Here is a 24397-nt window from a genome sequence, read left to right as displayed (position 1 = left end):
TCACCTCAGAATGAAAGTTCGGTGTCGTCACTGAGACGCACAAGCGTTTCGGTCACGGCCGTCACACGCTTTGCCGTGCCGGGGATCTGGTCGCCTTTCACCACCTCGGCGATACCGCCGCTCGGCAACAGCAGGCGGGCGCGCAACTGGCCGGGCTTACCGTAAATCTCGACCAGCCGGATGCCGGCAGACTTAGGAGCTGCTGAGCTGCTCTCTTTTACCTGTGAGGAGGATGACGGCATCTGCCCCGCCTGCGGGTAAGAGGAGAGCGGCGGAACGACGGCTGACAGCGCTGGCGCAGAGGTGACGGAGGCCTGGCTCTCACGCAGCTGCTGCTGCAGTCGCGCCGTCTGTACCCTCTGCTCAAGCAACAGGTTTTGTGCCTGAGCGGATTCCAGCTCGCCCAGGGTAACGTTGGGCGGAAGAGAGCCGCTGTCTGCTGCCTGAGCGTGATACATCAGCGTCCATGACAGCAGCAGACAGATAACTGCAGGGCTATTTCTGCGCATAAACGCTCCCCTTAATGGTGTAATTGAACTTCGCCTGCTCGTTCATGGTGATGGCCACACTCGTGAGACGAATCCCCGTCGCATCCAGCCCCTGAAACAGCAGCTCGGGCTGCAGGCGGGAGTTGATGATGAAGGTGAATTCCCGCCAGTCCTGCGGTGCTGTTTTCATTTCCTGCCCGGGGGCGAGAACAGGCGGCTTAACTTCATCAAACTTCACATCAATGTTTCGCCGCTGCAGGTGAGAGATAAAGCGCATCAGAAGCGCATCAGTACCGGGCAGCTTTTCATCTTCAAACATCCCCGTGTTAACCCGGGCAGGGATAAACACATCCCCGTTTTTGCCTCCCTCCTGAAGGTTGAAGACTGCATCAAGGCCAAACAGCTCTTTGACGCGTCTGGCAAAATCACTCACCGTGGCACCCGGCGTGGCGGTGTAGCGCAGGCGGATGCCCTTCGGAATGCATTCCGCATCTGAAACACGCCAGCCGGCAACAGAGGCGTACAGCGGTTCACGCGTCAGCCAACAGAAGCTGAGCATCACAGGCACCGGCAGCTGATGTGCCCAGGGATGCGGCGCTGATGCAGGCAGCACAGGTTTTGCCGGCGTCATGGCCATCCTTGTGCGGAACGCGGCTTCATCGGCGGCCTGTCTCGCCCGTTCGCTGAGGGTGTCTCTGGCATACCAGCCGGCATACAGCAACACCATCAGCAACAGTGAAGGGAGTGCGACTTGCGCCGGGCTCAGGCGACGGCGGAGACGGCAGCGTTTGAGCTGAGCGCCTGTGAGGCCATAGGCAACAGACAGAACATCAGTATCCTCATCAGCTGCTGCAACACAGCGGAATTCACCCGATTCGGAATCGTTAAAATGCAGGAAATTTCTGGCGGCGGACTCTGCATCAGCCCGGGTGCCGGTGAAGTCGCCCATGACCGAGAGGTGCCCGTTGCTTATGGCAAGAAACACCCAGCTGTCATGCTCACGGCTCAGCCGGTATATACCCCAGGCATTGCCGCTTTCTTTGAGCTGAAAGGCCAGAGCCAGTGAATACAGGCCGCTGCGGGTCCGGCCCGGAGAAACATTACCCACCAGAGCATGCGGATGGGCCCCCTGAATCCGGTAGTGCGTGTCCGCTGCACGGGTGCCGTGGCGGAGCCACTGAATACCGGACTGTGCCTCCTCCCACTCCATACCGGCCACCCATTCGCGGCGGTTTTTTCTGTCCCTGACCGTTACGCCGGAGCTGAGCAGGCGTGACGCTTTTTTAGAGGTTTTCATCGTTATTGCCCCAGTAGAACCGGTGTAACCATAATGACGAGCGTTGAACGACTCTTCGCGCCGCTCTGACCGCCGCCCAGAAGGAAGTTCTCAGGCGTAAACGTCCCCTGCTTGTTGGAGGAGGCGTTCTGCTGTTCTGAGCCGGTGAGCACCAGCGTCTGCCCCGCGCGCAGATTGACCTTACGGGCAAGACCCTCGGTGGCGGTGTTAGCCACGTCGTTACGGGTGTTCCCGTCTTTGCTGATAAAGCTCTGAATGTTTGGCGGCGTGGTGTAGCTGAAGGCAAACTGCAGCTGGATATCGCCATTTTCCTGCACAAAAGGCAGCATGGTAATGAACAGGCCGGTGGTAATGCTTGTTACGGTCTGGCTGGACGTCACCCCCACGTTGGCCACCGCCGTGGAGCTTGAGCTGTTGAGCATCCCGGTATTGTTGGACAGCTGGTAGGCTATTGGCGTCAGGTTGGCCGTCGGATCGGTCTGGTTCAGCGCCATCGTGACCGTACCCTGCTGCTCAAGCGCCCTGAGCATGAGTTGTGAGCCGGAAAATCTTTCAGCCCCGCCGGTTGCACTGTTCAGGATGGACAGACCAAAACTCCCTGCATTGGCCGGGGCTCCGGTAAAGGTGCTGCCGACGCTCGCGCCCAGACCTGACACCGTTTTGGCAATCAGGCCCCAGTCCAGTCCCCGGTCGACGTTTTTGGTCTGGGTGACGCGAACAATCTGCAGTGTCAGCTGTACCTGACGTTTCAGTACCTTATTCTGGTAATCAATATACCGGCCGACCCTGTCCAGTACGTCAGGCGTGTCGGTCACGCTGAGCGTGCCGGTTGCGTCAGACAGCCAGTATCGGCCGCTTTTTGGCGTGAGTATCTGCTCGACCGTTTTGCGGATATCGTTATAGAGGTCGCTGTTCATGCCGTAGTTGGTTTTCTGATTCGAACTGACGTCGCCTTTGGTGCCGCCTGTTCCGCTCTGGTTGCCCAGCTGAGCACCCGCACCCGATGTGATGGACGCGGAGCTGTCGACTTTGGTGTTGAGGATGGCGAGCTGAAAGGTGCGCGTGTCCTGAATAAAGAAATCCACACGCCCCGTTGTGCGGCGAACGGAGAGACCCAGCGTACTGGCGGCAATGTTCAGGGCTTCCTGCGCATCGCCCTGAAACCGCGTCCCCTGGAACAGGACAGGTTCAGACTGCGACATGACAGCGGGCTGTGTCTGCATACCCATCTGTGCCAGCGGCACCCGACCGTTGTCGTCCGGTGCCGGGAGGCGACCGCTCATCTGCGACGTGACGACGCTGCCACCGGCGGACTGCAGCAGCGCAGCGGACACCTCCGGCGAGATGTAAACCCGGAATCCACAGAGGGCATTAATGCGGCTGGCTATCTGCGGCAGTGTCAGCCCTTCGGGACTGTTAAAATACACCGGACAGGGCGGCATTTTGACGTCGTCCGGCGCCGCTATAGCCGACTGAATCGGTTTAAGGTTAACCCAGGGCTTGTCCGCCCACACGACAGCTGGCTGCGTCATATCCAGGCGGCTTTGCAGTATCCGCTGTGCCGTGTCGCCCTGCGTATTGTTGTCTTTTTCAATGGTGGCCACGTCTCTGACCGAGCACGCAGAAAGCAGCACGGCCATGGCCAGCAGCGTCAGTTTTAATGGGGTGCGCGACATCCGCTGTTCCTCAGTTAAGGTAAACAATGCTCCCCTCCGTCACGCCGGACGGAAGGGAAAGATTCATGTCGGTGCCGTCGTACATGCGAAGCCGGCCCCCGGAAACGGTCAAAGCCAGCGCAGAGGATGTCGACTGATTACGGAGCGCGGCATAAACCCCCGGCGTATCCGCCACCCAGACCCACAGCCTGCCGTTCTGGATCACGCTCTGAATCCGCTCATCAGGGGGCGGCATCATGCCGGTCGCTGCCGGCGAAACGGGTCCGTCACCCACAGAGCGGCCATGCCGCCAGTCGTTCACAGCATCTGCCGTTCGCAGCATGTCGGTGGCAAGCCGCGAGGGCGCGGCCACGGTCACTGACTGCGTGACAACGTCAGAGTTACGGCGCTGAGCGTCACTGGCCATCAGCCAGAAGAACATGGCCAGCGCCATAACCGGCAGGGCAAACCCCATTTCAGCGCCCCCCGGGCGTGGGGGTGTCGCTGACGGACACCAGGCACTGAATGCGGTTTGCTTCGGCAAACAACGGCTTTTCAGCGTGCCGGTACAGGTCAAATACCTGCACCAGAACCGACTCGAAATTGCCGTGAAACACCAGGGGGGCATCGATGCGGTAATCCAGCGTGACGGGCCAGATCAGGACCCAGTTGCCGCCACTGGCGCAGGGCGCTTTTGCCGTCCAGGCGGTGAGCGCTTCTTTAAGGGTGGTGCCCGGCTCAGCCCGCCAGGTCTGACCCGTGGCAGGCGGCGTTACCGGCCTACCCGTCGAATAAGTGGGTACGATGCGGCTGTCCGCTGCGGGTGCCGGTGTGACAGCCGTGGATGGCTGCTGACGCAGGACTGCAGACGCTTTCGGCACAGCATTCACTGTAGTCAGGGGAACTGTTTTGGGTTTGACGGCTTTCGGCGTAATGACGGCGTGATTCTGCTTCGCCGTGGTGTGCGCAGCAGCTGCGGTTCCCGCTGAAGCTGAAGGGGCCGGTTTTTGTGAGGAGGCCGGTAAATTGCCTGAGGTTACTGACGACTGACTCTGCTGCAGTACCGGAGAGGGAACGCTGAGGCTCTGCGGTTTTAGCCCGGACGGCGTGACCACATCGCCGGTGAAAGGGTTTCTGGCAAGCCCGGATGCAGACGTCTGTACTGATACTGCTTTAGTCTGCACAACCGGAGCTGCGTATGGCCTGGTGACCGGGGCGCCGACCGCGGGGCGAATGGCCGGAAGGCTGGCAGCCGGCGCTGAAAAGCTGCGGTACTGGTCGCGGAGCTCGAAGCAGACTTCGCGGTTTACTTCGTCCACCTTCAGACGCCAGGCGGGACCCGCGACAACCTGAAGCGCTTCACTGAGCTTCAGCGGGCCGATGGTGCGCTGAACGGCGGGCAGCGGACGGCTGAGCAGTTCAGAAAACGCAGCGCTCGTTGCTGAACACAGTGAATAGCCTGACTCCAGCAGCAGATAGCGGAATCCTTCACCGACCGTGCTGACCAGCTGCGCCGGCATGGTGATATCGACAACCTGATTCAGCGGGTCCAGCTGCGCATCGGCAGGGCGGGTGCTGACCAGGGTATAGCGATCGTAGCGCACGACCTCCGGCGAGCGGTAGCGGTAGATATCATCAAACCGTGCCGGTGTGCGGCTGCGGGAATACACCGACGCGGTGTCTGTCGCGGCTGCATTCACACAGCCTGCCAGCATTACCGTGCAGGCAATGATGCCTGCACGTTTAGCGGCCTGTCCGGAAGGTACTGCCATCAGGTTCCACCCCAGGAATAGTCTTAATCAGGACTGCTATTCTGGCTGTGGGGTAAAAACGGACAACGTAAAACTCTTAGCGGGATTTGAAGAAAAAGGAAGAGGCCCGTTACATCAGGTCGCACAGTTATAAATGAGAAGAAAACATAGCCCGAAATACACTGGCAAAACGATCCACTAAAACTACATACAGCAGGACGGAACCCCATAGACACGGAATCATGTAAAAAAGCACTTCTTCCATAAGGTTTCGGCACAGGGCGCTGTAAATAAAGAAAATAAAGGCATTAACACAAAATGCCCTGAGCGCATCCCCCATAAGGCTGGCTGTCAGTAAAAAGTTCATCAAGAACAGCACTGTGTAATAGATACTGAAGCCCCCGTGTCGCAGGAGTATGATGTCATACAACCAGTTGAGAAAACGAGATAAGAGTTTCATCTGTCGGTTACCTGGTATGCATGTTGTGCCAGATAAAACTGAAGAGCATGAATACTAAAACAACTGCAAAAACAGCCAAATTTAAATAAAACAAGTGAGGTGGAGTGACGTGCAGGAAACGTATGCGTCGTGCCGTCTTCTTCGTTTTCGGTCTGGTGCGTCGGAATAACATCGTAGGAACCTCATCTGGAAACATAATGAGGGGAGTTTGCGACGGACTAAGAGTTATAAAAACCGGGAAATCTGATTCAGTACGACAGACTTTTTCTTTGCATCAGCTGACTGACCGTATCACTGCCCTTAAACGCCGTCAGGCCATAAAAACAAGTTTTATAGCCTGACGGCGTTGCCCGCTAAGGACGGTACTGGGTTGTGTAGTTAACTGTGAGCAGACCATCAACAGAGATATCCTCATCAAGAGCATCCCAGTGTATGCCACGCTGACTCAGTTCAAATGCATTCAGCTCATGTGCAGGGGCATTAACCAGCGAAGGGAACCAGGTCAGCGGCACGCCAATAACCCGGCCATCATTTAAACTCACCCACATCAGATTATCGTCAAATACCACCTTCACAGGGGTGATTGTCATTGCTTTTCTCCTCAAAAAAAACGGCACCGTGAATGTTCTCCACTGTGCCGCCGGTTCGTTATATCTGGAACTTCTCTCAGCAGGCCAGTGGCCAGAAATCGCTGTCGAGTATCTGAGCGACAGACCATTCAGGCTGATCAGGAAAAACAGCCAGGCCGGCTTCAGTTGATGCGACTGCAACACCTTTTGACCAGATAACATCTGTCCAGTCAGGGTCACTGAACTTTGTTTTGAGACTGGGTGACTCCTTCAGGGTATAGAGGATCTCTTTTCTCTGGGCCTTAATGTTTTTCTCCCAGGATGTGCCACGATGTGAAGGCTGGTATTTCCACTTCAGAAGATAAGCAATCAGTAAACTCATGCTGCTTGCCAGCTCACGCTGCTCGCTTTTACCCACGTCCTCAATCTTCTCAGAAATTTTTTCAAGGTCTATCTCTGAAAACTTACCTGAGCGCAGCAGGGTGGTCTGCTCTGAGGACCAGGCCACCACATCCTTTTCATAGAGCGTATGTACTGTCATTTTTAACCTCCGTGCAGAGCAGTCATCATTATGGATTAATGAAGTCTGTCAGAGAAAAATCCGCCAGTCAAAACAGGTCGGTCAGATAGTGAGATACAGAAACGCCATCGGCATTGAAGGATGCTGAGCAGGCAGAGGTGTTAAAATGCGTACAATAAAGTGCAGCGTACCGATACGATATCCTGGGGTAAAAGTGATATCCAGGATACGACGAAGAAGCGGGCAACGTAAAAATTTGAGTTTGTACTGAAGAATTAAGTTTAAGAGGCCGATACAGGAAAAGTGGCATTTCGTCACGAACAAAAACAACAGGAAAGAGGGTGTTATGAAAAAATTACTGTCAGGTATATGTTTAGCGGCGGCATTTACGGTAAGTGCGTCAGCAACGGCAGCAACCACTAATAAGGTTACGGTGAGTGGTCTGCACTTCCAGAAAACTCAAAACGGTCTCCAGGAAATTGAAGGGATGGGACAAAATACCAGCAGTAAAACGCTCGGTAACATTATCATTAAGTTTAATTTGCTGAAAAATGACGTTGTAATAGGTCAGGCTGTAGATATGGCCAGCAACATTGAACCCGGGCAAAAATTCACCATTAACGCTATCTACAACAGCATTCAGCTTAAGCCAGATTCGTTCAAACTGACTGAAGTATTGGCAACAGAAAAATAATGCATTCTGGAACTGCCTCTTCACGCTGTAAAAGCAGCTTTAATGGCATTGCCTGGGACGATGCATAAATAGAGAAAGCGCCATAAAGGCGCTTTTGGCATTAAATGCGGTGACTGAATTATTCCGGATAAAAATCCTGAGATACAATTTGCTCTATTCCCCAGATATCGTATTCCAGTAAGACATCTGACTGTGTTTCCTGCGAGGCAAAAGAAACAGCATCGGCCCAGACGATCGCTATCCAGTCAGGAGCGTCCAGAGCCACTTTCAGACTCGGCGTTCCTTTGATATGTAACGCGATAGCTTTACGTTGTTCTTTAATGCTACGTTGACAGCCTGGTCCGCGATATCTAGGCAATAATTTCCATTTGAGAAGATGTGCAAGCAGTACAGCCATGCGACTGGCTAATTCACGTTTTTCTCTTTTTCCGACGTCGTCAATCTCCCTGGCGATATTAGCAATATCAATCTCAGAGAAACGCCCCTCACGCAGTAATGCCGCCTGTTCCTGAGACCAGGCCACTACGTCAGCTTCATATGGTGTATTCATGGTTGATATCCAGTGATTTTTTCTGGTAGATGAGCATCATTCTGGAAAAAAAGCGCCAGAAAATCGGCGCTTTGTATTATTGACGGATCGTTAAGAACTGCATTGTGCATCCCTTACCTTTATCTTCTGGCGTTCATCAGTCTTATTCCATACTGACTGAAGACTGTGTCGGCAGAGACCAGAGTGAGTCCTTCCATCTGTGACTGTGCAATAAGCATACGGTCAAACGGATCGCGGTGATGCCCGGGTAATTCTCCGGCCTGTTCTGCATGAGCATGGGTAATGGAAAGAGGAAAGAAGCGGTTTATTTCCATTGCCTCATCAATATCCGCATCAAACTGTAGTTTGTTCAGTGAGCGTTTGATTGAAATTTCCCAGGGCGTCACGGCGCTTACATAAACAACGTTGTTACCGCGTGAAATGACGCCTTTTGTCACAGGACCCAGAGCGGGATCATCTGTCAGCCACCATATAAAGACATGTGTATCAATCAGAAGGCGCTTCATCAGTCACCTTCAAACATCTTCTGGATTTCAGCATCAGCCTCATCAAAGCCGCTATCCAGTGATATAGCATGTTTATAGCCGCCGGGAACTCTGTCGCTCTGTACAACAGGAACTAACTGAACGTAGGGCTTACCGGATTTAGCAATAATTACAATTTCTCCCTCCGCAGCCTGATCGGCTAACTGGCTGAGATGGGATTTAGCTTCATGCATATTTGCCTGAATGGTCATAATAAACCTCACTTAGCTAAGTTAGCTAACATGATATCGTGAGAGGGCTTTAGCGTCAAAAATGCCTGTGTTGCTGACATATCTGCTAATCGCAGCTCTGATGCCGCCTGTGAAAAAAAAGCGCCAGAAAAACTGGCGCCGTGAGGGTATAGCTTGATGAATCCTTTACGAAATTGCGTAAATGGCCTTACGACAGATGCCATAGCCGTGCCCGAGGAACGGTATGTCATCGTCAAAGTCCATTGGCGGCTCGTTCGCCGGATTACTCGGAGCCGTCTGTTGTGCCTGAGAAGGCTGAGGCTGTTGTGGCTGGCCCCATCCGCTCTGCTGGCCTGACGGCTTATTGTTTCCACTGGTGTTGGTGCTGCTTTTAGCCCCGCCCAGCATCTGCATTGTTCCGTTTACATCAACCACGATTTCGGTCGTATAGCGTTTAGTACCTTCGCTATCCTGCCATTCCCGTGTTCTGAGTTTGCCTTCGATATAGACCTGTGAACCCTTACGCAGGTATTCACCGGCAATTTCAGCCAGCTTTCCAAACAGAACGACACGATGCCATTCGGTTTTTTCCCGGTTTTCACCGGTCTGTTTGTCACGCCAGGTTTCTGAAGTGGCCACTGAAAGGCTGGTCACAGCAGTACCTTTTGGCATGTAACGAACTTCGGGGTCCTGACCGAGATTGCCGACCAGGATAACTTTGTTGACGCCGCGTGCGGACATAATGAATTCCTCTTAGAGATGGGGTTGAGAGGAACACACCCGCCGGGATGTGTTCCAGCGGTGTGTCCGTGACGCTTAGAAAGATTCCGGATCGTAAGCCTTTTGAGTGGCCGGACCGGTTTCTGGCGTCTGGGAAGCGTTAGGGGCCTTGTAAACAACGACCTGCCCCTTTTTGATGAAGTCAACCTTTATCAGGCGGGCCTTCAGTGAGGGACGGGCTTCACCGGCGTGCTCACCGCTTTGCAGGGTAAACACGTCGGCTTTAAGGCCACTGAGTACAAATCCAATCAGGACTTTTTCCTCTTCATCAACGGCTTTCTGGCAGCGGTTGATGAGGGAGGTCGCTTCTTTACCCGATACAGTAATGTCGAAGCGGGTATAGGATGCACTGTCAGTTGGTCCGGTCAGGGCATTGATTACGGCACAGGTAAATTCACCTTTTTGCCCCTCAAGACGACGAATCGAACTGAGGTAGCCGATACCACTGACGTTAAGGTTGAAATACTCTTTCTGGTTGTTGCCGGTAGTGGCAGAGCCAGCAGAAGCAGTGTTGTTTGAAGCAGGGGTATTTGCAGTAGCAGTCATGATGTTATCTCCGGAGTAAAACGAAACAGGGTGCGGAGAAACATCAGTCCCGTGCGGGAGAGAGTTTCCCGCAGGGGGTCAGCAGATAACTGCCGACAGGCTGTATTAGTGAAGTGGACCTTGACCTTAAAAGGCACCTGTTTGCAAAGGTTAAACAGGTTTAAACCGCCCGAAAGCGCCATCTCTCAGGTTGTGATGGCATTGGCATGTGATTACCCGAAGGCGTTCCTCTCAAATCACCGGAACATTGGCAGTTGTCGGAAGGACAACGTTTAGCCTCTTTATCTTTCACGTACACGCGGCGCTTGTCAATCTGGCCGCGTATAAAAATTCATCAGTGCGCGGATAATAAAAAGCGGCACCTCTCGGCACCGCCATCGGGGTCTGCACCATCGACCTTTTGTTAACCTGCCTGCGGCAGTTGCTCCGCTGGCGTGTTCAGCGCCCGGCACGGGTTTCACGGAGTTTTCGTGCCTTACCGTCTCACGCTCAGGTGTGTGCATGGGCGGTCAGACTGTACTCCGGCAACACATGCATTAGATGCTGACGGAGCCCGCAGTCACGGGGTGCGGCTTCAGAGCCGGCGTCACAATAACAAAGGCGCTACCCGCCCGCAATCGGATAAGACGGGTTAATTCTTTTTTGTTTTTGGCGACTTAGCGCGGGCGGGGCTTTTACGCCTGCCTGAATCCAGACTGATGATGCCTTTGCATTCCGGGTAACGCGTACAGCTGCGGAATTCTCCTTTAGGGCTCCTGCGTAGGGCGGTTTTGCTGCCGCAGAGCGGGCAAGGAGGAGAAGGCGGCACCCGGATGCTGATGCGCTGCTGCATTCCCTGGCTGACTAACGTCGCGGTCCAGGCGGTCTGACGCTGCAGAAAGTCGTTCAGGTTCATACGGCCGGCAGCCACTTCGTCAAGCGCCTGCTCCCAGAGTGCAGTCATACCCGGGTCGGTCAGCTGCGCTGGCAGGGCATCGATGACGTCCGCCCCCAGGTCTGTTGCCAGAAGTTTACTGCCTTTGAGCGTGATGAACCGGCGGCTCAGCAGCTGCTCGATAATGCCGGCCCGTGTTGCTTCAGTGCCGAGCCCGGCATTTTCTTTGAGGATTTTACGCAGCTGAAGGTCGGTGACGTACGCAGCGGCGTTCATCATGGCACCAATCAGCGTGTCAAAGGTGTAGTGTGCAGGCGGCTGGGTCATCAGCTGCTTAACCTCTGCGCCGGTAACGCCGCACTGTGCACCTTTTCTGAGTGGTGGCAGGGCACCTGCGTTTTCATCATCAGCAGCGTTCTTATTCTCCTCGTCCTTTGTAAACAGCACTTTCCAGCCCTTCAGGACTTCGGTGCGGCCGGTCGTGCGGAACAGCTGGCCACCAATATCAAAGGAAATGCGCGTCGCATCCGACTCGCACAGCGGCAGAAACTGGGCCAAGTAGTTGCGACGGATAAGCAGGTAGACCTGGCGCTCTGTCTCAGTCAGGCCGGACAGCTGAACGGCGTTGCGCGTGGGGATAATGCCATGGTGCGCCGTGATTTTTTTATCGTTCCAGATGCGGGAAACAAACCCTCTGTCCAGTTGTGAAAGCAGGGATGCGAACTCAGGTGAGGGGTCAGTCCGCGCCATGGCATCAAACACGGCCGGGATTTCTTCCCGCATCGACTCAGGCAGCCAGCCGCAGTCTGTGCGGGGATAGGTCGTGGCCTTGTGCGTTTCATACAGGCTCTGGGCGGTGTCCAGCACCTGCTGTGGCGACATATTCCACATCCTGCCACAGGCCCGCTGCAGCGTTCCCAGTGAAAAGACCAGCGGGGCGGCCTCTTTCTCGCGTTTAGTTTCGTACTCCGTCACCGTGGCAACACCCGCCTGACGGCAGAGCTGCGCCACCTGCTGTGCAATATTCTGGTGAATACAGCGCTGTTCCTCATCCGTATAGACGGCGGCCGGGACCCACGATGCCTGAAAACTGACACCTGAAGCACTGAGCACAGCCTTAACCTGCCAGAAGGGCTTCGGTACAAAGGCAGCAATTTCGCGGTCGCGCCGAACAACCAGTGCCAGCGTGGGCGTCTGTACACGCCCGACTGAGACCACACCCTCAAAACCTGCTTCGGCTGCCCGGAGGGTATACAGCCGGGACAGGTTCATGCCGACCAGCCAGTCCGCGCGTGAGCGTCCCAGCCCGGCATGGTACATCCCAACCGAAGCCTGTCCCGGACGCAGGTCGCTCAGAGCAGCCCGGACGCTGAGCTCGTCCAGTGCCGAGAACCACAGGCGCAGAATCCTCCCCTCCCAGCCGCAGTAGTCCAGCAGTTCGCGGGCGATGACTTCACCTTCGCGATCGGCGTCGGTCGCAATGACCACCTCATCTGCCTGCCTGAGCAGTTTCTCAATGACCTTAAACTGATCCTGCGTGTCCTTTTTAACGACAACCTGCCATCTTGAAGGAAGAATAGGCAGCACAGACAGCGACCAGGGCTTGCCGTACTGCTGGCCATAGACCTCCGGGGGCGCGGTCTCCAGCAGATGACCGACCGCCCAGGTGACTGTCACGCCATTACCCGTCAGAAAGCCCTCACCACGCCGAGTCGCGCCCAGTACGGCGGCAAGGTCACGCCCCTGAGAAGGCTTTTCGCACAAAAATAACCGCATCACCGGCCCCGCTACTGACCGGCTTTATAACGCAGGCGCAGAAGGTTCACGCTGGCTTCATTAACTGGCGGGGAGAACGCCGAGCGTTTGTCACCGAGCAGAACGGCCCGGTCGGGTTCACCAGCTGCTTCGCAGGCTTTTCGCCAGGTTTCATTATCTTCAGCGGCATCGATACGAGTGGCGTCAACATGACGGTATGAAAGTACCGTACCGTAAATCTGTCGTAGAAGACGACCACCTTCGCTCAGATACTGATCTCTTTTAGAACGTGTTATAAGACCGTAATGAGATGCCTGCAAAACCTTTTTGGCAAACTGATCGAATCCCATGAGCAGGAATACACAGCGATAACCCAGAGGGGTTCGGGTAAAGACATTAATGTCGAGTGGCTCAGCTGATTCCACGTTGCTGACCGACACACCTTTAGGCAGCATGCTCATGTCTTTATCAATCTGTTCCAGCAGAGAAGTCATGGCTTCAGAAGCAGACCTTATTTTTTCTTCAAGCTGGTACATCGCCTGATCTGCCCAGGGGTTATTCCTGAGCGAATCCTGATTTATCTGGCCTGCTCTCTGGAAAAACTGAGGCATACCGATGATCCCGTGTCGCCCGGGCTTATCAGTCTCATTCTTTTCAGGTTTGCGTCCCTGCCAGAGTCCAATTGCATAATTAGTATGAAGCGCTATCGTCATTTCGGACTGCAATGCGCCCGTCCGCTTGTCCGTTTTATCAGCCATTGTTGTCACCTGCCGTCAGTTAAGATGAGGCGACATAGTCCTGAATTATCAGGTTTTACAACAGCCTGAAACTCATAATTCCAATCCGCTAATTATTATCAGTAAATCTCAAGACCTCAAAGCACCAGCTGAGCTGATTATATTTAGACACTGTTGCGCTCCGCATCTCTGTTTGCTATTTGACCGCTGTTGCGCCCCGCAACGCTGGTTATTATTTGACCGCTGTTGCGCCCCGCAACACTGGTTATTATTTGACCGCTGTTGCGCCCCGCAACACTGGTTACTATTTGACCGCTGTTGCGCCCCGCAACGCTGGTTACTATTTGACCGCTGTTGCGCCCCGCAACAGTGGTTAATATTTGACCGCTGTTGCGCCCCGCAACACTGGTTACTATTTGACCGCTGTTGCGCCCCGCAACACTGGTTGTTATTTGACCGCCACTCCGCTTCCTGACATCGACTTTTATAAATCGCAGAATATTTGACCAACATAAACAACTCAGTTAGCTGAACTGTCGTCTGATAGCGGCGATCGCAGCGCTGACCTGTTCAGCGGTCGCACGGTTTTCAGGCAGGACGGGAGCCGTATGTTTTGACTCTGATTTTGGCGAAGACCTGCCTGCAGCACTGTTTACAGGCTTTGCAGAGCCCTGCGCAGAATGCGTCGCAGGAGCTTCAGACGGCCGGAATTCGCCCTGTCTGGAACGTTTCAGCATGGTGAACATCCAGCCGGCAGGGTTCGCCAGGCGGCCTTTGCTCAGTTGCTCCTGCAGCAGGCCGCTCAGGGCGTCAGCCACCGGCACCGGCAGCGCACAAAACTGCTCGCTGACCATCTGGCGGTCTTCGTTGCTCAGCATGGCCAGAAAACTCTCGGGCAAAACCGGCTGGTCAGCAACGTACGTTTCTTTAATCACACTCTGTGTGAAAGAACGTACGTTACGGTTCGAATTTCGAACTCTGTTGTAAGTGACTGATTTATTACTTAGTTCGGATTCCGTACTCAGTGATTTTCGAGCCTGCGCATGACTGAGTTCGGATTCCGAACTCAGTATTTCAGGAGATTTTTCAGCAGTTTTCTGACTGAGTTCGTTTTTCGAACCCGGTTGTTCCGCGCCGTTTTTACGCATCATGGCCAGCGGCGTTGACGGAGCATTGAGGCGACTTTCAATCAGCGCAAGGCGGCTGTGGCGGTGGCGCATGCCGCTGTCCTGCAGAATGTCGTTAACGATGGCCAGCGCCGTCATGCGCACGGACTTGTTCTTACTCTGGCAGCTCTGCTCAACCAGCGTCAGCCAGCCCGGGTCGAAGCTCTCCGCATCACGGTAGCCCAGCGGCTCATCGTGCTGAGCATAGATGTTGCCACGAACCCGACCGCCCTCGTCGCGTACCTTTTTACACAGGCTTATCCAGCCCGTGAGCCGCAGCATCAGCAGCGTGCGGCTCACGGTTTCACGCGAGGCTTTGTCCGAATGTGCTGAGGCAAGCTGTGCCTGCAGTTCGTCATAGGTCGGAAACACCGCCCCGTCATTCTGCTGGGCATAAAGGCGTATCATCACCCAGGCGGTTTTATCGAGCGGCGACAGGCGCGTGTCGAGAAACAGCCGACGGGGAAACGCATCGTGGACGTTGCCCATAAACAGCAGACCGCTCCGTTCCTGGCTGGCGTCGCCATTCACTGCCCTGCGCTCAAGGCTTTTTTCCATGCGTGACAGCGTGTGCGCCACAATGCTGTCGGCGGGTATGTTCATTTTTTGTTCCCCTTTTTTACCTGAGACAGCACAGTGCCGGGATAACCCGGCACTGTCTGGTCTTCGCTGGTCGTCCGTTACCGGCGTATTTCACGGTTATATGTCTCATGGTCCATCAGCCACCACTGCCGGCCACCGTCCTTGCTGAGCATTCGCCAGTAGGGGCCGACATCAATTTTAAGGTAGCCGTTGAGGGCGAGCCGCCGGAACACCTTTTTACCGCTGCAGAGCGCAAGGAACAGCTGCTGAGCCCGGCGGCGCACTGCTGGCGAAACCTGCTGACGCCGGGTGAAATCGCTTAACTGCATCAGGCCTCCTTACGCAGCACTGGGATTGAGGAAACCCGTTTTGATGCCTCCCGGCACCACTGGCAGACCTTCGTCCATACGGCGGTCAGCGACAGGCTGTGAAGCTCAGCCGCGAGCATCATCGCCTCCAGCGCCTTGTGCGAGTCCGGCGACTCAAGACCGGTGTTTTTCCACTCGTTCCAGAGAAGCGCATCCTGCTCCTCGGTCAGAGACTGCGTCCTGCCCTGTCGGCTCTCAATGCCCATCAGACGGCGACGGCTGCTCACGTCAGAAGGTGACATGCCAAAGTATTTGTCCATCAGCTCCATAGAGCCGCCCAGCTCAAGGGCGCGGTCGATCATCAGCATACGGGCCTGCTCGTTGCGGGCCTGGTTGAGTATCAGCCAGAAGTTTTCGTGGTTTAATTTGACGTCCAGGACGGACACCTTCGACTGACCTATATAGTGCAATTCGTCGAGGCTGAGGCCGCTGAGCACGCGAATTTCCTCAACTGACAGGCCCAGCGATTCGCAGCGGCGGATATTCCCGCATTTGATGTCCATCAGCAGTGAGCTAAGAATACTGGCTGTTGCGCCGGAAAGGTTTTGCTGGTTCACAGACCACCTCCCGTGCAGATCTGGCTGGTCAGCTGTATTGCATCAAAAATCCAGCCTGACAGGCAGGCCCCCAGTAAGAGTGTGTTAATCATTGCGTGTGTCTCCCGCCGTAAGCTGCTTATTAGCCTGCGCCCCTGCCAGGCCGTAACTGAGTTCGGCCTGACGGCCTGCGAACCATCCTGCGTTTCTTGCCAGTATGTCGCCGCGACAGCGTTTCGCCTCGCGCGTGACAAGCGCAGAGAAGGCCTGTCCCGAATGCCGCTGCGCAAGCCAGCGCTGTAGCAACTGATTCTCACCGTCAGGCGTACTGAAAGACTGCAGAACCTGCCAGACGCCGGAGACCCATCCTTCACGGAACTGGTCGGCACGGCCGCGAAGCGTACTCTTCTTAATACGCTGCCTGCGGTAACTCGACATGTGCGCATCTGTTGCCGCCCGCACTTTGCGCTGCAGCACGGTATAGATATAGAGGGCCAGCTCGGGACGTTCCCCGAAGCCGTAGAAGTGGAGTGAGCGACGGATCAGGCGCAACCCGCCCGTGCTCACGTAACCGTACCAGCCGAACCAGCACCGGCAGCCTGTAGCCATGCATACCACTGTGGCCAGCGAGTGCATCCAGGCGGGGACTTTCTCAGCGTTACTGGTCAGCTGTTCGCAAACCGATTCACCTATCTCACTCAGCGAAATCTGATCGTCAGTCAGACCGTGACGGCGCATAAGCCGCTGGGCCAGCGCAACCGCCCGGGCGGCTTCATGATCGTTGCTGTTCTGCGTCCCCAGCGCCATCAGGCGACGGATGCGACGGGTGAGCTTTGAGTTTTCAGGCATGACGCGCCCCCCGGTAACTGCCTGCCATGTGTAGGGCCTTTTTCTCCTTGACGTCCTGGCAGCCGGCGCAGAGTTTCACACCAGGCATCGCACGCTGGCGGCCTGCTGGAATGTCAGCACCGCAGCACTCACAGAACTCATTTGACGGCTCATCAGTTCGGAGCTGCGACCGGACGGCGTCAATGCCGCGCTGAATGAATAAAGCCGTACTGGCCTGTGCCATTTCGTCGTTCAAATCATCAGACATTTTCTCCCCCTTTTGCGGCAAGGCGCTGCAGCTCACGCAGGCGGCGAATGATGCGAATAAGGCGCATCATTTTGACCACCATGACGTCGTCAAATACCGGCGTGTCGGCCGGTTCCTGAGAACCAAAAAAATTCAGACAGAACATGAACATGTTGCACTGCTGATTAGGCAGACGACCGGAAAGGCCTGCCAGGAATAAGCTGAATTCTCTGCTGCCGCCTGATACGGAAAAACCGGCAGACTCAGGGCTTTTGTCCTCACTGATGTCGCTTACACACCCCATACCTTCGGCAATTTCGTAGACAAGTCGGTAGGCCATGTCCTGGAGATGCTCAACATCATCCTGCATAGCCGGGATCAGCCAGATGTCGCTGACGGGTTCAAGGCCGGTTTCGGCAAAGCTCACGGACCCGGCTGACATTGACTCCGCATCGTCCTGCTCTCCAAACGCCGAGGCCAGGGAAAGACTCCCCAGAGAAATCAGCCCCGTGCCGTGTTCAGCGTTATTGTTGACACCATCACCGGTAATAACGGGACGGCCACCAAACAGGTCATTCTGGATTTCTCTGCGCGGAAGGCTGCCGGCGCTGATGCCGGAACTGTCGGGCAGAACGGTATGACCAGCTTGCTCAGGAGCGGATTCGGGGCAGGTTGAGCCAGTGAGAGTGCCTGAGCGCAGGCCGGTGACGGGCGTGCTGGAAGTCGTGTCATCCGGCAGAACGGTAAGGGGAGCAGTGTGCCCGCCGGAACGCTCCGGGACCGGGCTGAGGGTCAGTGAGGGCATGGCCGGCGGCTCCCCAAACTGCTCGCGGCGCTTCTGTTCCTTAGGATCGAGCTCAATCAGCCAGCGGTCATAGTTCAGGCTGGGGTGTGGCAGAGCCTTTATAAGATGACCAATAAATTCGTCACGAAAATGCTCAAGGGTAAAACTGTCAGGGTCGTTGAACTGACTGCAAGTCTGAGAAAAAACTGACTGAAAATTATCAGTCGTGTCCACAGCTAATCGAAATTTCAGCCACACTTTCTCCGCGAGGGAACGAAGATTAAGTAACGGAATAACCTGACTCCGGCTCAGCCCGCTTTCAAGTAACTCAGGCATAGAGGGATAAAGATATTTTAACGTATCCTCCATTCTGCTGATGCTGGATGCATGAATCGGATAACCCTCTAAATTCAAAAGGTCTGAAAGTTCACGAAGCGAAACAGAATGCCCAAGTAACTCCTCCTGAATAGTTCTCGCATTGTGTACGCCAAGTGCTTTATCCAGATATGTCAGATCCCCCCTGACCTCATTCTCAGCAAGATGGCCAACCAGACATTTAAGACGGCCCGGCCACGGTTTGAAGATGGTGTGAACACGATAAAAACGCTCTTCGCCTGTTTCCTGCCACAGCTCACATAAGATTTGATAGCGGGTATTCCCGCCATCACTGAAAATATAAACATCGTCACCCTCTGGGTTACGGGTAACTTTGGGGATAGAATCCAGGCCTCTCGCCCGAATTGACGCTTTAATTTCATCAAAACGGGGATTTCTGCTTTTGCGCGGATTGTCGGGATTCGGACGAAGTTGATCCAGCGTCAACACCATGGCCATCTCGCTGACTGGCAAGGGGGCCTCTGAGACATTACCCCCCTGCTGCGCCGGTGATTTTCCCCGGAGCAGCATCGCTGTGCCCAGGTTCAGGTTGCGCACGTTATTCATGAAGACCTCCCGGCATCGACCCGGAGATTCTCAAAACGGGTATAGCGACCTTCAAAACGCAGCCGCAGGGTGCCGGTTGGCCCCTGACGCTGTTTGCCTATGATTAGCTCTGCCAGGCCTTTGTCCGGGGAGTTTTCTTTGTAAACCTCGTCACGGTAAACAAAAATGATGACGTCAGCATCCTGCTCAAGCGCACCCGAATCACGCAGGTCGCCGCAGTTGGGGCGTTTGTCAGCCCGGCTCTCCAGGGAACGATTGAGCTGGGACAGTGCCACCACCGGGCAGGCCATCTCTTTCGCCAGGGCTTTAAGCGACCGGGATATCTCTGCGATTTCCTGAGTGCGGTTTTCCTGATCCGGGCAGCGCATGAGTTGAAGATAGTCGAGGCCAATGATGTCAGGGTTACCGTAGCGGCGGGCGTTGCGTCTTGCCCGCACCCGGAGCATGGCCGGCGTCAGATCACTGGTGTCATCAATGAGCAGACGCTCTTTCATATCGCCAGTCAGTAATGCGAAGGCACCTGATACTCGTGCCCAGTCCTCATCATCCATCATCCCGCTTTTCATGCGGGTCAGGTCAACGTTGCCGAGCGACGACACCATGCGCATCAGAATTTGCTCCACAGGCTGCTCCAGACTGTAAAACTGGCCATTTAAGGCCACGTTTTTCATCAGAGCATTAACGATGATGTTTATCAGCAGCGCCGTTTTCCCCATAGAAGGACGTGCGGCAATGAGGACAAGGTCGCCCGGCTGGAGGCCGCTGGTAAAGGCGTCAAGCTCGTCAAACCCGGTTGGCGTGCCGGTAATGCCGTCAGGCGTCTGGCAGCGCCGTTCGAGTTCCGCCGCCAGCTTTTCCAGTCCGCTAACCATGCTCACGCCCTGCTGCGGTTCGGCCCGCTCTGCCAGCTGCGTGATTTTCATCTCGGCCGTTTCCATCGCGGCCGCAATGTCAGCGCCCGGCGCGGTGGCTGAAGCATGTATCTCACTACCGATGGCTGCCAGCTGACGCCCGCGACTGTAGCGGGCCACGATGTCGCAATAGTGCGTGATGTTAGCCACGCTCGGGGTGTTTTTGGCGATCTCAGCCAGATAGGCAAAGCCGCCCAGTTGCTCAAGCAAGTCCTTGCCCCGGCTTTCAATGCTCTCGGTAAGCGTTAGCAGGTCAATCGGCCTGCCTGCCGCCACAAGATGCGACATAGCATTGAATATTTCCCGGTGAGCCTTATGAAAGAAATCATGAGGCCTGAGACGCATGACAACTTCATCCCAGCAGTCATTGTCCAGCATCAGGCCGCCAATGACGCTCTGTTCTGCGTCCAGTGCACAGAGGCCTGGAATATTTCTGCGTTTGTCAAACATGACAACCTCCCTTACGCGAGATCGCTAAGGAGGGACGAAAGCCGCATTCATTCAGTGACGTTATACCTTTTATTTTCAGAGAACTGACATTAAGGCAAAAATTTGTAAAGGGTGCCGGACGAACAGTTGCCGGGAGTAAACTCCCCGAGACTGTCTGCATGATTTCAGACCAATGTGGTTGCCGCCCCTGGTCTGAAGATGCGGACAGCATATTCATGTCAAAACTTTGAAGGAAATATCCATGAATACATCTACACAGCTGCCGTCCGGCATTGATTTTTTTAACTTTCATGAAGATGACGGGCTCCAAGAAACCATGTTTCTTATTTACTCGAGCTATTTCTGGGCCGTTGCACGAGAACACTCTGAGGACGTTGTATCCCGCCATACGATGTATCGCCTGCAGTGGCTGGGTGACTGGCTTGCAGTAACTAACGGATGGAAAGAGATGAATCCCGGAATCACTCCCCTCAAAGCCCTCCAAAGTTACCTTATTCTGCGCCACAATTTTTCTGCTGCTGAGGCTGCCAAAATGACTGCTGGAGAGATGAATATGGCGCTTGAGGCAGAATGGGAAACTTATAAAGCCAGCAGTGGTGCCAGAGACTTTCTGCGCCGCGTTGAGAAGCGTCTTGACTCGCTTGATGACCCCTACACGGGCAGGCACTGATGCCAGTAGTTGGTAAACAGTGAATCTAGGGGGCGTAAAGGTAAACATCATTTCACGTCCCCTTCTTCTGAAAGTACGTCGAATTTATGCTTCCACTCAGGGAACAGTTCGCAGGCAAGTTTGTGCATAGAATCAAAGGCCGAATCACTGGTACGGCTGGTTTTCTTCTCCAGACGGTGAACCGGTAGCCCGCTTGCGTGTCCCTGCTTATAGACCGTCAAATCGTAAATACGGGTATTTAGCATCGAGATTGCAATCTGCTCAGACTGTGCGCTGTAGGCTTTGTCATGGATAATCTGCTCAGCCTGCTTAAGCGTTTCTGTGGCCAGGTTGGTATAATCCATACAGTTGACCAGCATACGTATGGCAGGGAGTTTTATGCCAAATGCAGAATACGGCACAAGATCTTCCATCAGGGTAACGGTTCCGCGCATGAATTCGCGCACGTCAGGCAGTACGGGTTTAACCATGCCGATCATTTCCCCCGTTGAAGCAAGGATAATCAGCTCGGACATCACCGTTTTCGCACCCTGGGAATCAATCAGAATGACGTTGTACCCCTCGAACAACGGTGCAGAAAGCGCATTGCGCAGCCGGACTCGTCCGTCAGGCACGTTAAGCATGTAAGTTGGGAGAAGATTGCGTGGATCGTTTGAAACAATAAGGTGGAGATTATCGATTTGCGTGCGGGAAATGATGTTATCTGCTACTGAGAGGTTTACGGTCTGCATGAGCAGCTCGTAGAGTCCGCAGGGGGCTTCATAACTCAGGGGAAATATACTGCTGGCCGTTGGCTGAGCATGGTCGCCATCAATAATGAGAACCTTCAGGCCGGCATCGGCCAGAAATCCACCAAGATTAGCGGTTTGAGTTGATTTACCCTCTCCACCTTTGGTAGAAACTACGGGTATAACTTTCGTTTTTGAATGCATTTAATCACCTGATAACTAATAGTTAATCAAGTGCGAGCAAATGCATACTCAACTGCGATTCAGGGACACGGGGATTGAAAATCCCCGTGTCCCTGGTTCGATTCCGGGTTCGGGCACCACAAATTTGAAACCCTCGCTTCGGCGGGGGTTTTTGCGTTTTGGGGCTTTTAAAGCTGCGCCTCAGTGGGTGAGTAAACTCGATTTAGGTGATGGTAAGGTTTTGATTTCCAGGTTTGGAGTGATTGTCGAGATTTCTACGAAAGGGTGCACGGAGCAGGCGAGCGGTGATAGCACTGATGAGCAATGCCCCGATCGCCAGGAGCAACAAGCAGGTTCGGGGTAGGTAAACTCGTACTAAATTCCAGAAATGCATTAATGGGGATCGCTGTAAGAGAGAACGACATAATGAGACATGCATTGTTAGGCATCGTAATGAAAGGAGGTCAACGGCACATGTACGGCTCTCACAGGTAACAGATCAGGGTGAGAGTGACGCAACCGCGCACGCCTGGCAGCAGTAAAATCTTGATGAATTTCTGAAAATAAAAGCAGATTGTTTCTGGCGAAAAGCGCGTCGGCTGGGCGATGATTAACTACACAATGCACTTACAGGTGGAGCTGATGTCGCATGGACACGACCGAACAGCTGGGCGGGAAGTATTACTTTGATGGTATGAGTGTGGATAAAGAAGAGTTGCTGATGTGGCTTATTCTTGACGAGTTCACTAAAACCTTCAGCAACATCACGGATCTTCTCGCCGTAGCCTCAATGCTTGCCAGCCTGCCATTTATTCCTGTCTCAGGAAAACTGGATGCGAAGACGTCCACGACTGGCACCAGCCCTCTCTCAATATCAATGCGCAAACTAATCAGAAAACGATTTGCGAAAAAGCGCAGGACACTGACTATCGGTAGCATGATACGGGGGAGATGGGCCTACACGACGAGCGTTGGCGCTTACGTTGGTCGCTGGGTACCCTGGGTAGGTGCCGTTATTACTGCCCGTGACATCTACATCATTACGAATAACGTCATACATCGCTACCGACTGATAACGGGTGAAAAGGATTAAGCTCATGGAAACTTCAGTTCAGGTCAGAAACCTGCTTAAAAAATACTTCTGGGAAATGGCAGATGATGTCTCACTGAGTACAGGGAATCAGATGGTGCTGCCTGAAGAGGCCGCTGATTTTATTGAAGAGTACGCAGAGAAGTTTGGCGTCGACATGACCCATTTTGAGTTCAGGAAATACTTTCCTAACGAGGGCATACGCTTCCTGCCTAATGCCATACTGCCTAAATTCATGCGTACCGACCATCATGAACCTGCCGCTCTTACCGTCAGAATGCTGATTGAGTCGGCTGAAGCCGGACGCTGGCTTTTCCCCTAAACGATACGATGACCTATAAAGTTAAGTCTGGGATAAATGAATGACATTAATACTGCGAGAAGCAAGACATTCTGATGCTTCGCTCCTGAACGAGCTGGGTGTCAGAACATACACCCAACATTTTGAGCAGTACTGGACCCACAGAGATGAACTGGATGAATTCCTTAAGCAGGAATATTCGTTACAGGTGATCGAAAGCAGCCTTAACGATCCTTCTGCTGGCTGGTATGTAGTCGAGACTTCGGCTCCGATTGGATTTGTTAAAGTTATATGGCGATGCAATATTCCGGACACACCTATACACGGTACTCTTCTGAAAAAACTCTATCTTTTAGAAGGCACGACTGGGAAAAACTACGGCCAACTTATATTGAATAACGTTGCTGAGATGGCGAAAGAAAGAGGGAGTAATTTTCTGTGGCTCGAAGTACTTAAAGAAAACACCAGAGCGCGTGGTTTTTATGAAAAACAGGGAATGACCTTTATCAGAAATAATTTCTATAACACTGCTACGCAACATGTCACTGTGCATGTTCTCGGCAAAAACCTTTAAATCCCCCTGAACACCTAAAAAAGGCCTGCAGCAGCGCAGACTCTCCGGGCACATTTCCGTAAGTACACATCTACGTTTAGAGGGGCTTCTTAAAAGACGCCGTCACGACAGCCAGCACGCCACCAACCAACAGCGCAGAAGGCAGCAAAAACAGATTTGACCAGACTGCTGTTAGCCAGGCCAGATACAGCATGCAGGGTCCGTACTGCGCCGGTTTGATAAAGCGTTTGGCGTGGTGACAGACAAAACTCGATTCGTAACCCGCCCCGTAGCGACGCAGATCGCGCCTGACCAGCCCCTCAACCATGCCGGTGATAATCACCAGGCCGAATAGCGGCATACTGAGGAACAGGATCATCACGCGAATAAAGAAAATCAGCGTCACCCAGAGCGTGTGGCCTGCAGATACTCTCCCAAAGGTTAATAGGTTTGCGCCAAAACCGTTTACAGCAGGAATGAGGCCGCTTCCTTTTCGACTCGTTTCCCTGGAAGAGGCCAGCCAGTGACTGAATCCACTGTCTACAAACAGCCTGTGTCACGCGGCCTGTACCCAGCGGGTGATGGTTTCCACCGGCGTGACCATCAGCAGGCTTCGTGTATATCCCGATGCAAGGACATCTCAAGACCGGAGACGACAAACATGAAA

At 54.0% G+C, this 24397-nt stretch carries 28 protein-coding genes and 1 pseudogene; 5 read left to right on the top strand and 24 right to left on the bottom strand.

The features are described from left to right. Positions 1-5: 5 nt before the first annotated feature. The 8 genes from pilP to FBY13_RS12255 all read right to left on the bottom strand — a co-directional run bounded on the left by pilP (position 6) and on the right by FBY13_RS12255 (position 6761). Positions 6-509: a type IV pilus biogenesis protein PilP gene (gene pilP, locus FBY13_RS12290; protein ID WP_145394279.1), complete on the bottom strand. Its 504-nt coding sequence runs from the start codon at positions 507-509 to the stop codon at positions 6-8. Next, entirely contained in the window at positions 496-1785 is a 1290-nt protein-coding gene (gene pilO2, locus FBY13_RS12285) for a type 4b pilus protein PilO2 (protein ID WP_145394278.1), read from the bottom strand. Before pilO2 ends, pilP begins: the two co-directional genes overlap by 14 nt. 2 nt (positions 1786-1787) lie before the next feature. After that, positions 1788-3461, bottom strand: a complete 1674-nt coding sequence (locus tag FBY13_RS12280) for a PilN family type IVB pilus formation outer membrane protein (protein ID WP_145394277.1) — start codon at positions 3459-3461, stop codon at positions 1788-1790. Between the two features lie 10 nt (positions 3462-3471). Then, complete coding sequence (gene pilM, locus FBY13_RS12275; protein WP_145394276.1) at positions 3472-3915, bottom strand: type IV pilus biogenesis protein PilM; 444 nt, start codon at positions 3913-3915, stop codon at positions 3472-3474. A gap of 1 nt (position 3916) precedes the next feature. Beyond that, a complete protein-coding gene (locus FBY13_RS12270) occupies positions 3917-5212 on the bottom strand; it encodes a TcpQ domain-containing protein (RefSeq protein WP_145394275.1) in 1296 nt (431 codons plus the stop codon). 127 nt (positions 5213-5339) lie between these two features. After that, positions 5340-5651 (bottom strand): hypothetical protein, encoded by a 312-nt coding sequence (locus tag FBY13_RS12265; protein WP_145394274.1) that lies wholly within the window; start codon positions 5649-5651, stop codon positions 5340-5342. Between the two features lie 353 nt (positions 5652-6004). Continuing rightward, on the bottom strand, positions 6005-6241 hold the full coding sequence (locus FBY13_RS12260; protein ID WP_015701191.1) for a DUF2442 domain-containing protein: 237 nt from the start codon (positions 6239-6241) through the stop codon (positions 6005-6007). 76 nt (positions 6242-6317) lie between these two features. Next, on the bottom strand, positions 6318-6761 hold the full coding sequence (locus FBY13_RS12255) for a DUF29 domain-containing protein (protein ID WP_145394273.1): 444 nt from the start codon (positions 6759-6761) through the stop codon (positions 6318-6320). A gap of 325 nt (positions 6762-7086) precedes the next feature. Between FBY13_RS12255 and FBY13_RS23560 the strand changes: the two genes are divergently transcribed. Further along, complete coding sequence (locus FBY13_RS23560) at positions 7087-7434, top strand: FxLYD domain-containing protein (RefSeq protein ID WP_222430270.1); 348 nt, start codon at positions 7087-7089, stop codon at positions 7432-7434. 118 nt (positions 7435-7552) lie between these two features. On the opposite strand, the gene FBY13_RS12245 is transcribed toward FBY13_RS23560, so the two are convergent. The 14 genes from FBY13_RS12245 to dnaB-PI form a co-directional block, all read right to left on the bottom strand. Then, positions 7553-7984, bottom strand: coding sequence for a DUF29 domain-containing protein (locus FBY13_RS12245; protein WP_145394272.1), 432 nt, complete (start codon positions 7982-7984; stop codon positions 7553-7555). Positions 7985-8103: 119 nt separating this feature from the next. Continuing rightward, entirely contained in the window at positions 8104-8490 is a 387-nt protein-coding gene (locus FBY13_RS12240) for a type II toxin-antitoxin system VapC family toxin (protein WP_145394271.1), read from the bottom strand. Beyond that, positions 8490-8720 carry a type II toxin-antitoxin system Phd/YefM family antitoxin gene (locus FBY13_RS12235; RefSeq protein WP_145394270.1) on the bottom strand — a complete coding sequence of 77 codons (231 nt, stop codon included), beginning with the start codon at positions 8718-8720 and terminating at the stop codon, positions 8490-8492. Before FBY13_RS12235 ends, FBY13_RS12240 begins: the two co-directional genes overlap by 1 nt. Before the next feature lie 165 nt (positions 8721-8885). Then, complete coding sequence (locus FBY13_RS12230) at positions 8886-9440, bottom strand: single-stranded DNA-binding protein (protein WP_145394269.1); 555 nt, start codon at positions 9438-9440, stop codon at positions 8886-8888. A 75-nt stretch (positions 9441-9515) separates the two neighbouring features. Further along, on the bottom strand, positions 9516-10025 hold the full coding sequence (locus tag FBY13_RS12225; protein ID WP_064352978.1) for an STY4534 family ICE replication protein: 510 nt from the start codon (positions 10023-10025) through the stop codon (positions 9516-9518). 631 nt (positions 10026-10656) lie between these two features. Further along, on the bottom strand, positions 10657-12675 hold the full coding sequence (locus FBY13_RS12220) for a DNA topoisomerase III (RefSeq protein ID WP_145394268.1): 2019 nt from the start codon (positions 12673-12675) through the stop codon (positions 10657-10659). 11 nt (positions 12676-12686) lie between these two features. Then, entirely contained in the window at positions 12687-13412 is a 726-nt protein-coding gene (locus FBY13_RS12215; protein ID WP_145394267.1) for a PFL_4669 family integrating conjugative element protein, read from the bottom strand. Between the two features lie 503 nt (positions 13413-13915). Then, positions 13916-15160, bottom strand: a complete 1245-nt coding sequence (locus FBY13_RS12210; protein WP_145394266.1) for an STY4528 family pathogenicity island replication protein — start codon at positions 15158-15160, stop codon at positions 13916-13918. A gap of 77 nt (positions 15161-15237) precedes the next feature. Then, positions 15238-15468 (bottom strand): hypothetical protein, encoded by a 231-nt coding sequence (locus tag FBY13_RS12205; protein WP_064352974.1) that lies wholly within the window; start codon positions 15466-15468, stop codon positions 15238-15240. Continuing rightward, complete coding sequence (locus FBY13_RS12200; protein ID WP_145394265.1) at positions 15468-16064, bottom strand: DUF2857 domain-containing protein; 597 nt, start codon at positions 16062-16064, stop codon at positions 15468-15470. Before FBY13_RS12200 ends, FBY13_RS12205 begins: the two co-directional genes overlap by 1 nt. An 84-nt stretch (positions 16065-16148) precedes the next feature. Then, positions 16149-16892, bottom strand: coding sequence for a DUF2786 domain-containing protein (locus tag FBY13_RS12195; RefSeq protein WP_064352972.1), 744 nt, complete (start codon positions 16890-16892; stop codon positions 16149-16151). Then, positions 16885-17139: a TraR/DksA C4-type zinc finger protein gene (locus tag FBY13_RS12190; protein WP_064352971.1), complete on the bottom strand. Its 255-nt coding sequence runs from the start codon at positions 17137-17139 to the stop codon at positions 16885-16887. Before FBY13_RS12190 ends, FBY13_RS12195 begins: the two co-directional genes overlap by 8 nt. Beyond that, positions 17132-18844, bottom strand: coding sequence for a ParB family protein (locus FBY13_RS12185; protein ID WP_145394264.1), 1713 nt, complete (start codon positions 18842-18844; stop codon positions 17132-17134). The genes FBY13_RS12190 and FBY13_RS12185 overlap by 8 nt, the downstream gene beginning before the upstream one ends. Next, complete coding sequence (gene dnaB-PI / locus FBY13_RS12180; RefSeq protein WP_145394263.1) at positions 18841-20205, bottom strand: SPI-7-type island replicative DNA helicase; 1365 nt, start codon at positions 20203-20205, stop codon at positions 18841-18843. The genes FBY13_RS12185 and dnaB-PI overlap by 4 nt, the downstream gene beginning before the upstream one ends. 241 nt (positions 20206-20446) lie before the next feature. Here dnaB-PI and FBY13_RS12175 point away from each other — a divergent pair, with 241 nt between their 5' ends. Then, positions 20447-20875 carry a hypothetical protein gene (locus FBY13_RS12175; RefSeq protein WP_064352968.1) on the top strand — a complete coding sequence of 143 codons (429 nt, stop codon included), beginning with the start codon at positions 20447-20449 and terminating at the stop codon, positions 20873-20875. Between the two features lie 47 nt (positions 20876-20922). Here FBY13_RS12175 and FBY13_RS12170 read toward each other — a convergent pair whose 3' ends face one another. Further along, entirely contained in the window at positions 20923-21807 is an 885-nt protein-coding gene (locus FBY13_RS12170; protein ID WP_064352967.1) for a ParA family protein, read from the bottom strand. A gap of 628 nt (positions 21808-22435) precedes the next feature. Here FBY13_RS12170 and FBY13_RS12165 point away from each other — a divergent pair. Genes FBY13_RS12165 through FBY13_RS12155 form a run of 3 tightly spaced genes read left to right on the top strand, consistent with a single transcriptional unit; the run spans position 22436 to position 23751 of the window. Beyond that, a complete protein-coding gene (locus FBY13_RS12165; protein WP_096011451.1) occupies positions 22436-22879 on the top strand; it encodes an STM2901 family protein in 444 nt (147 codons plus the stop codon). A gap of 4 nt (positions 22880-22883) precedes the next feature. Further along, positions 22884-23198 (top strand): DUF1493 family protein, encoded by a 315-nt coding sequence (locus tag FBY13_RS12160; RefSeq protein WP_063878109.1) that lies wholly within the window; start codon positions 22884-22886, stop codon positions 23196-23198. Between the two features lie 40 nt (positions 23199-23238). Next, the gene (locus tag FBY13_RS12155; protein ID WP_145394262.1) at positions 23239-23751 is read left to right on the top strand and encodes a GNAT family N-acetyltransferase; all 513 of its coding nucleotides are present in this window, start codon (positions 23239-23241) and stop codon (positions 23749-23751) included. A gap of 76 nt (positions 23752-23827) precedes the next feature. Here the strand turns inward: FBY13_RS12155 and FBY13_RS12150 are convergent. Further along, positions 23828-24364 (bottom strand): annotated as a pseudogene (locus FBY13_RS12150) (TIGR03747 family integrating conjugative element membrane protein); the annotation flags it as partial. Positions 24365-24397 lie beyond the last annotated feature (33 nt).

This window comes from Pantoea sp. SJZ147 (assembly GCF_007828605.1).
GTDB classification, from domain to species: Bacteria; Pseudomonadota; Gammaproteobacteria; order Enterobacterales; family Enterobacteriaceae; genus Pantoea; species Pantoea allii.
The sequence above is the reverse complement of the archived record's forward strand: the minus strand, read 5'-3'. Positions and strand labels throughout refer to the sequence as shown.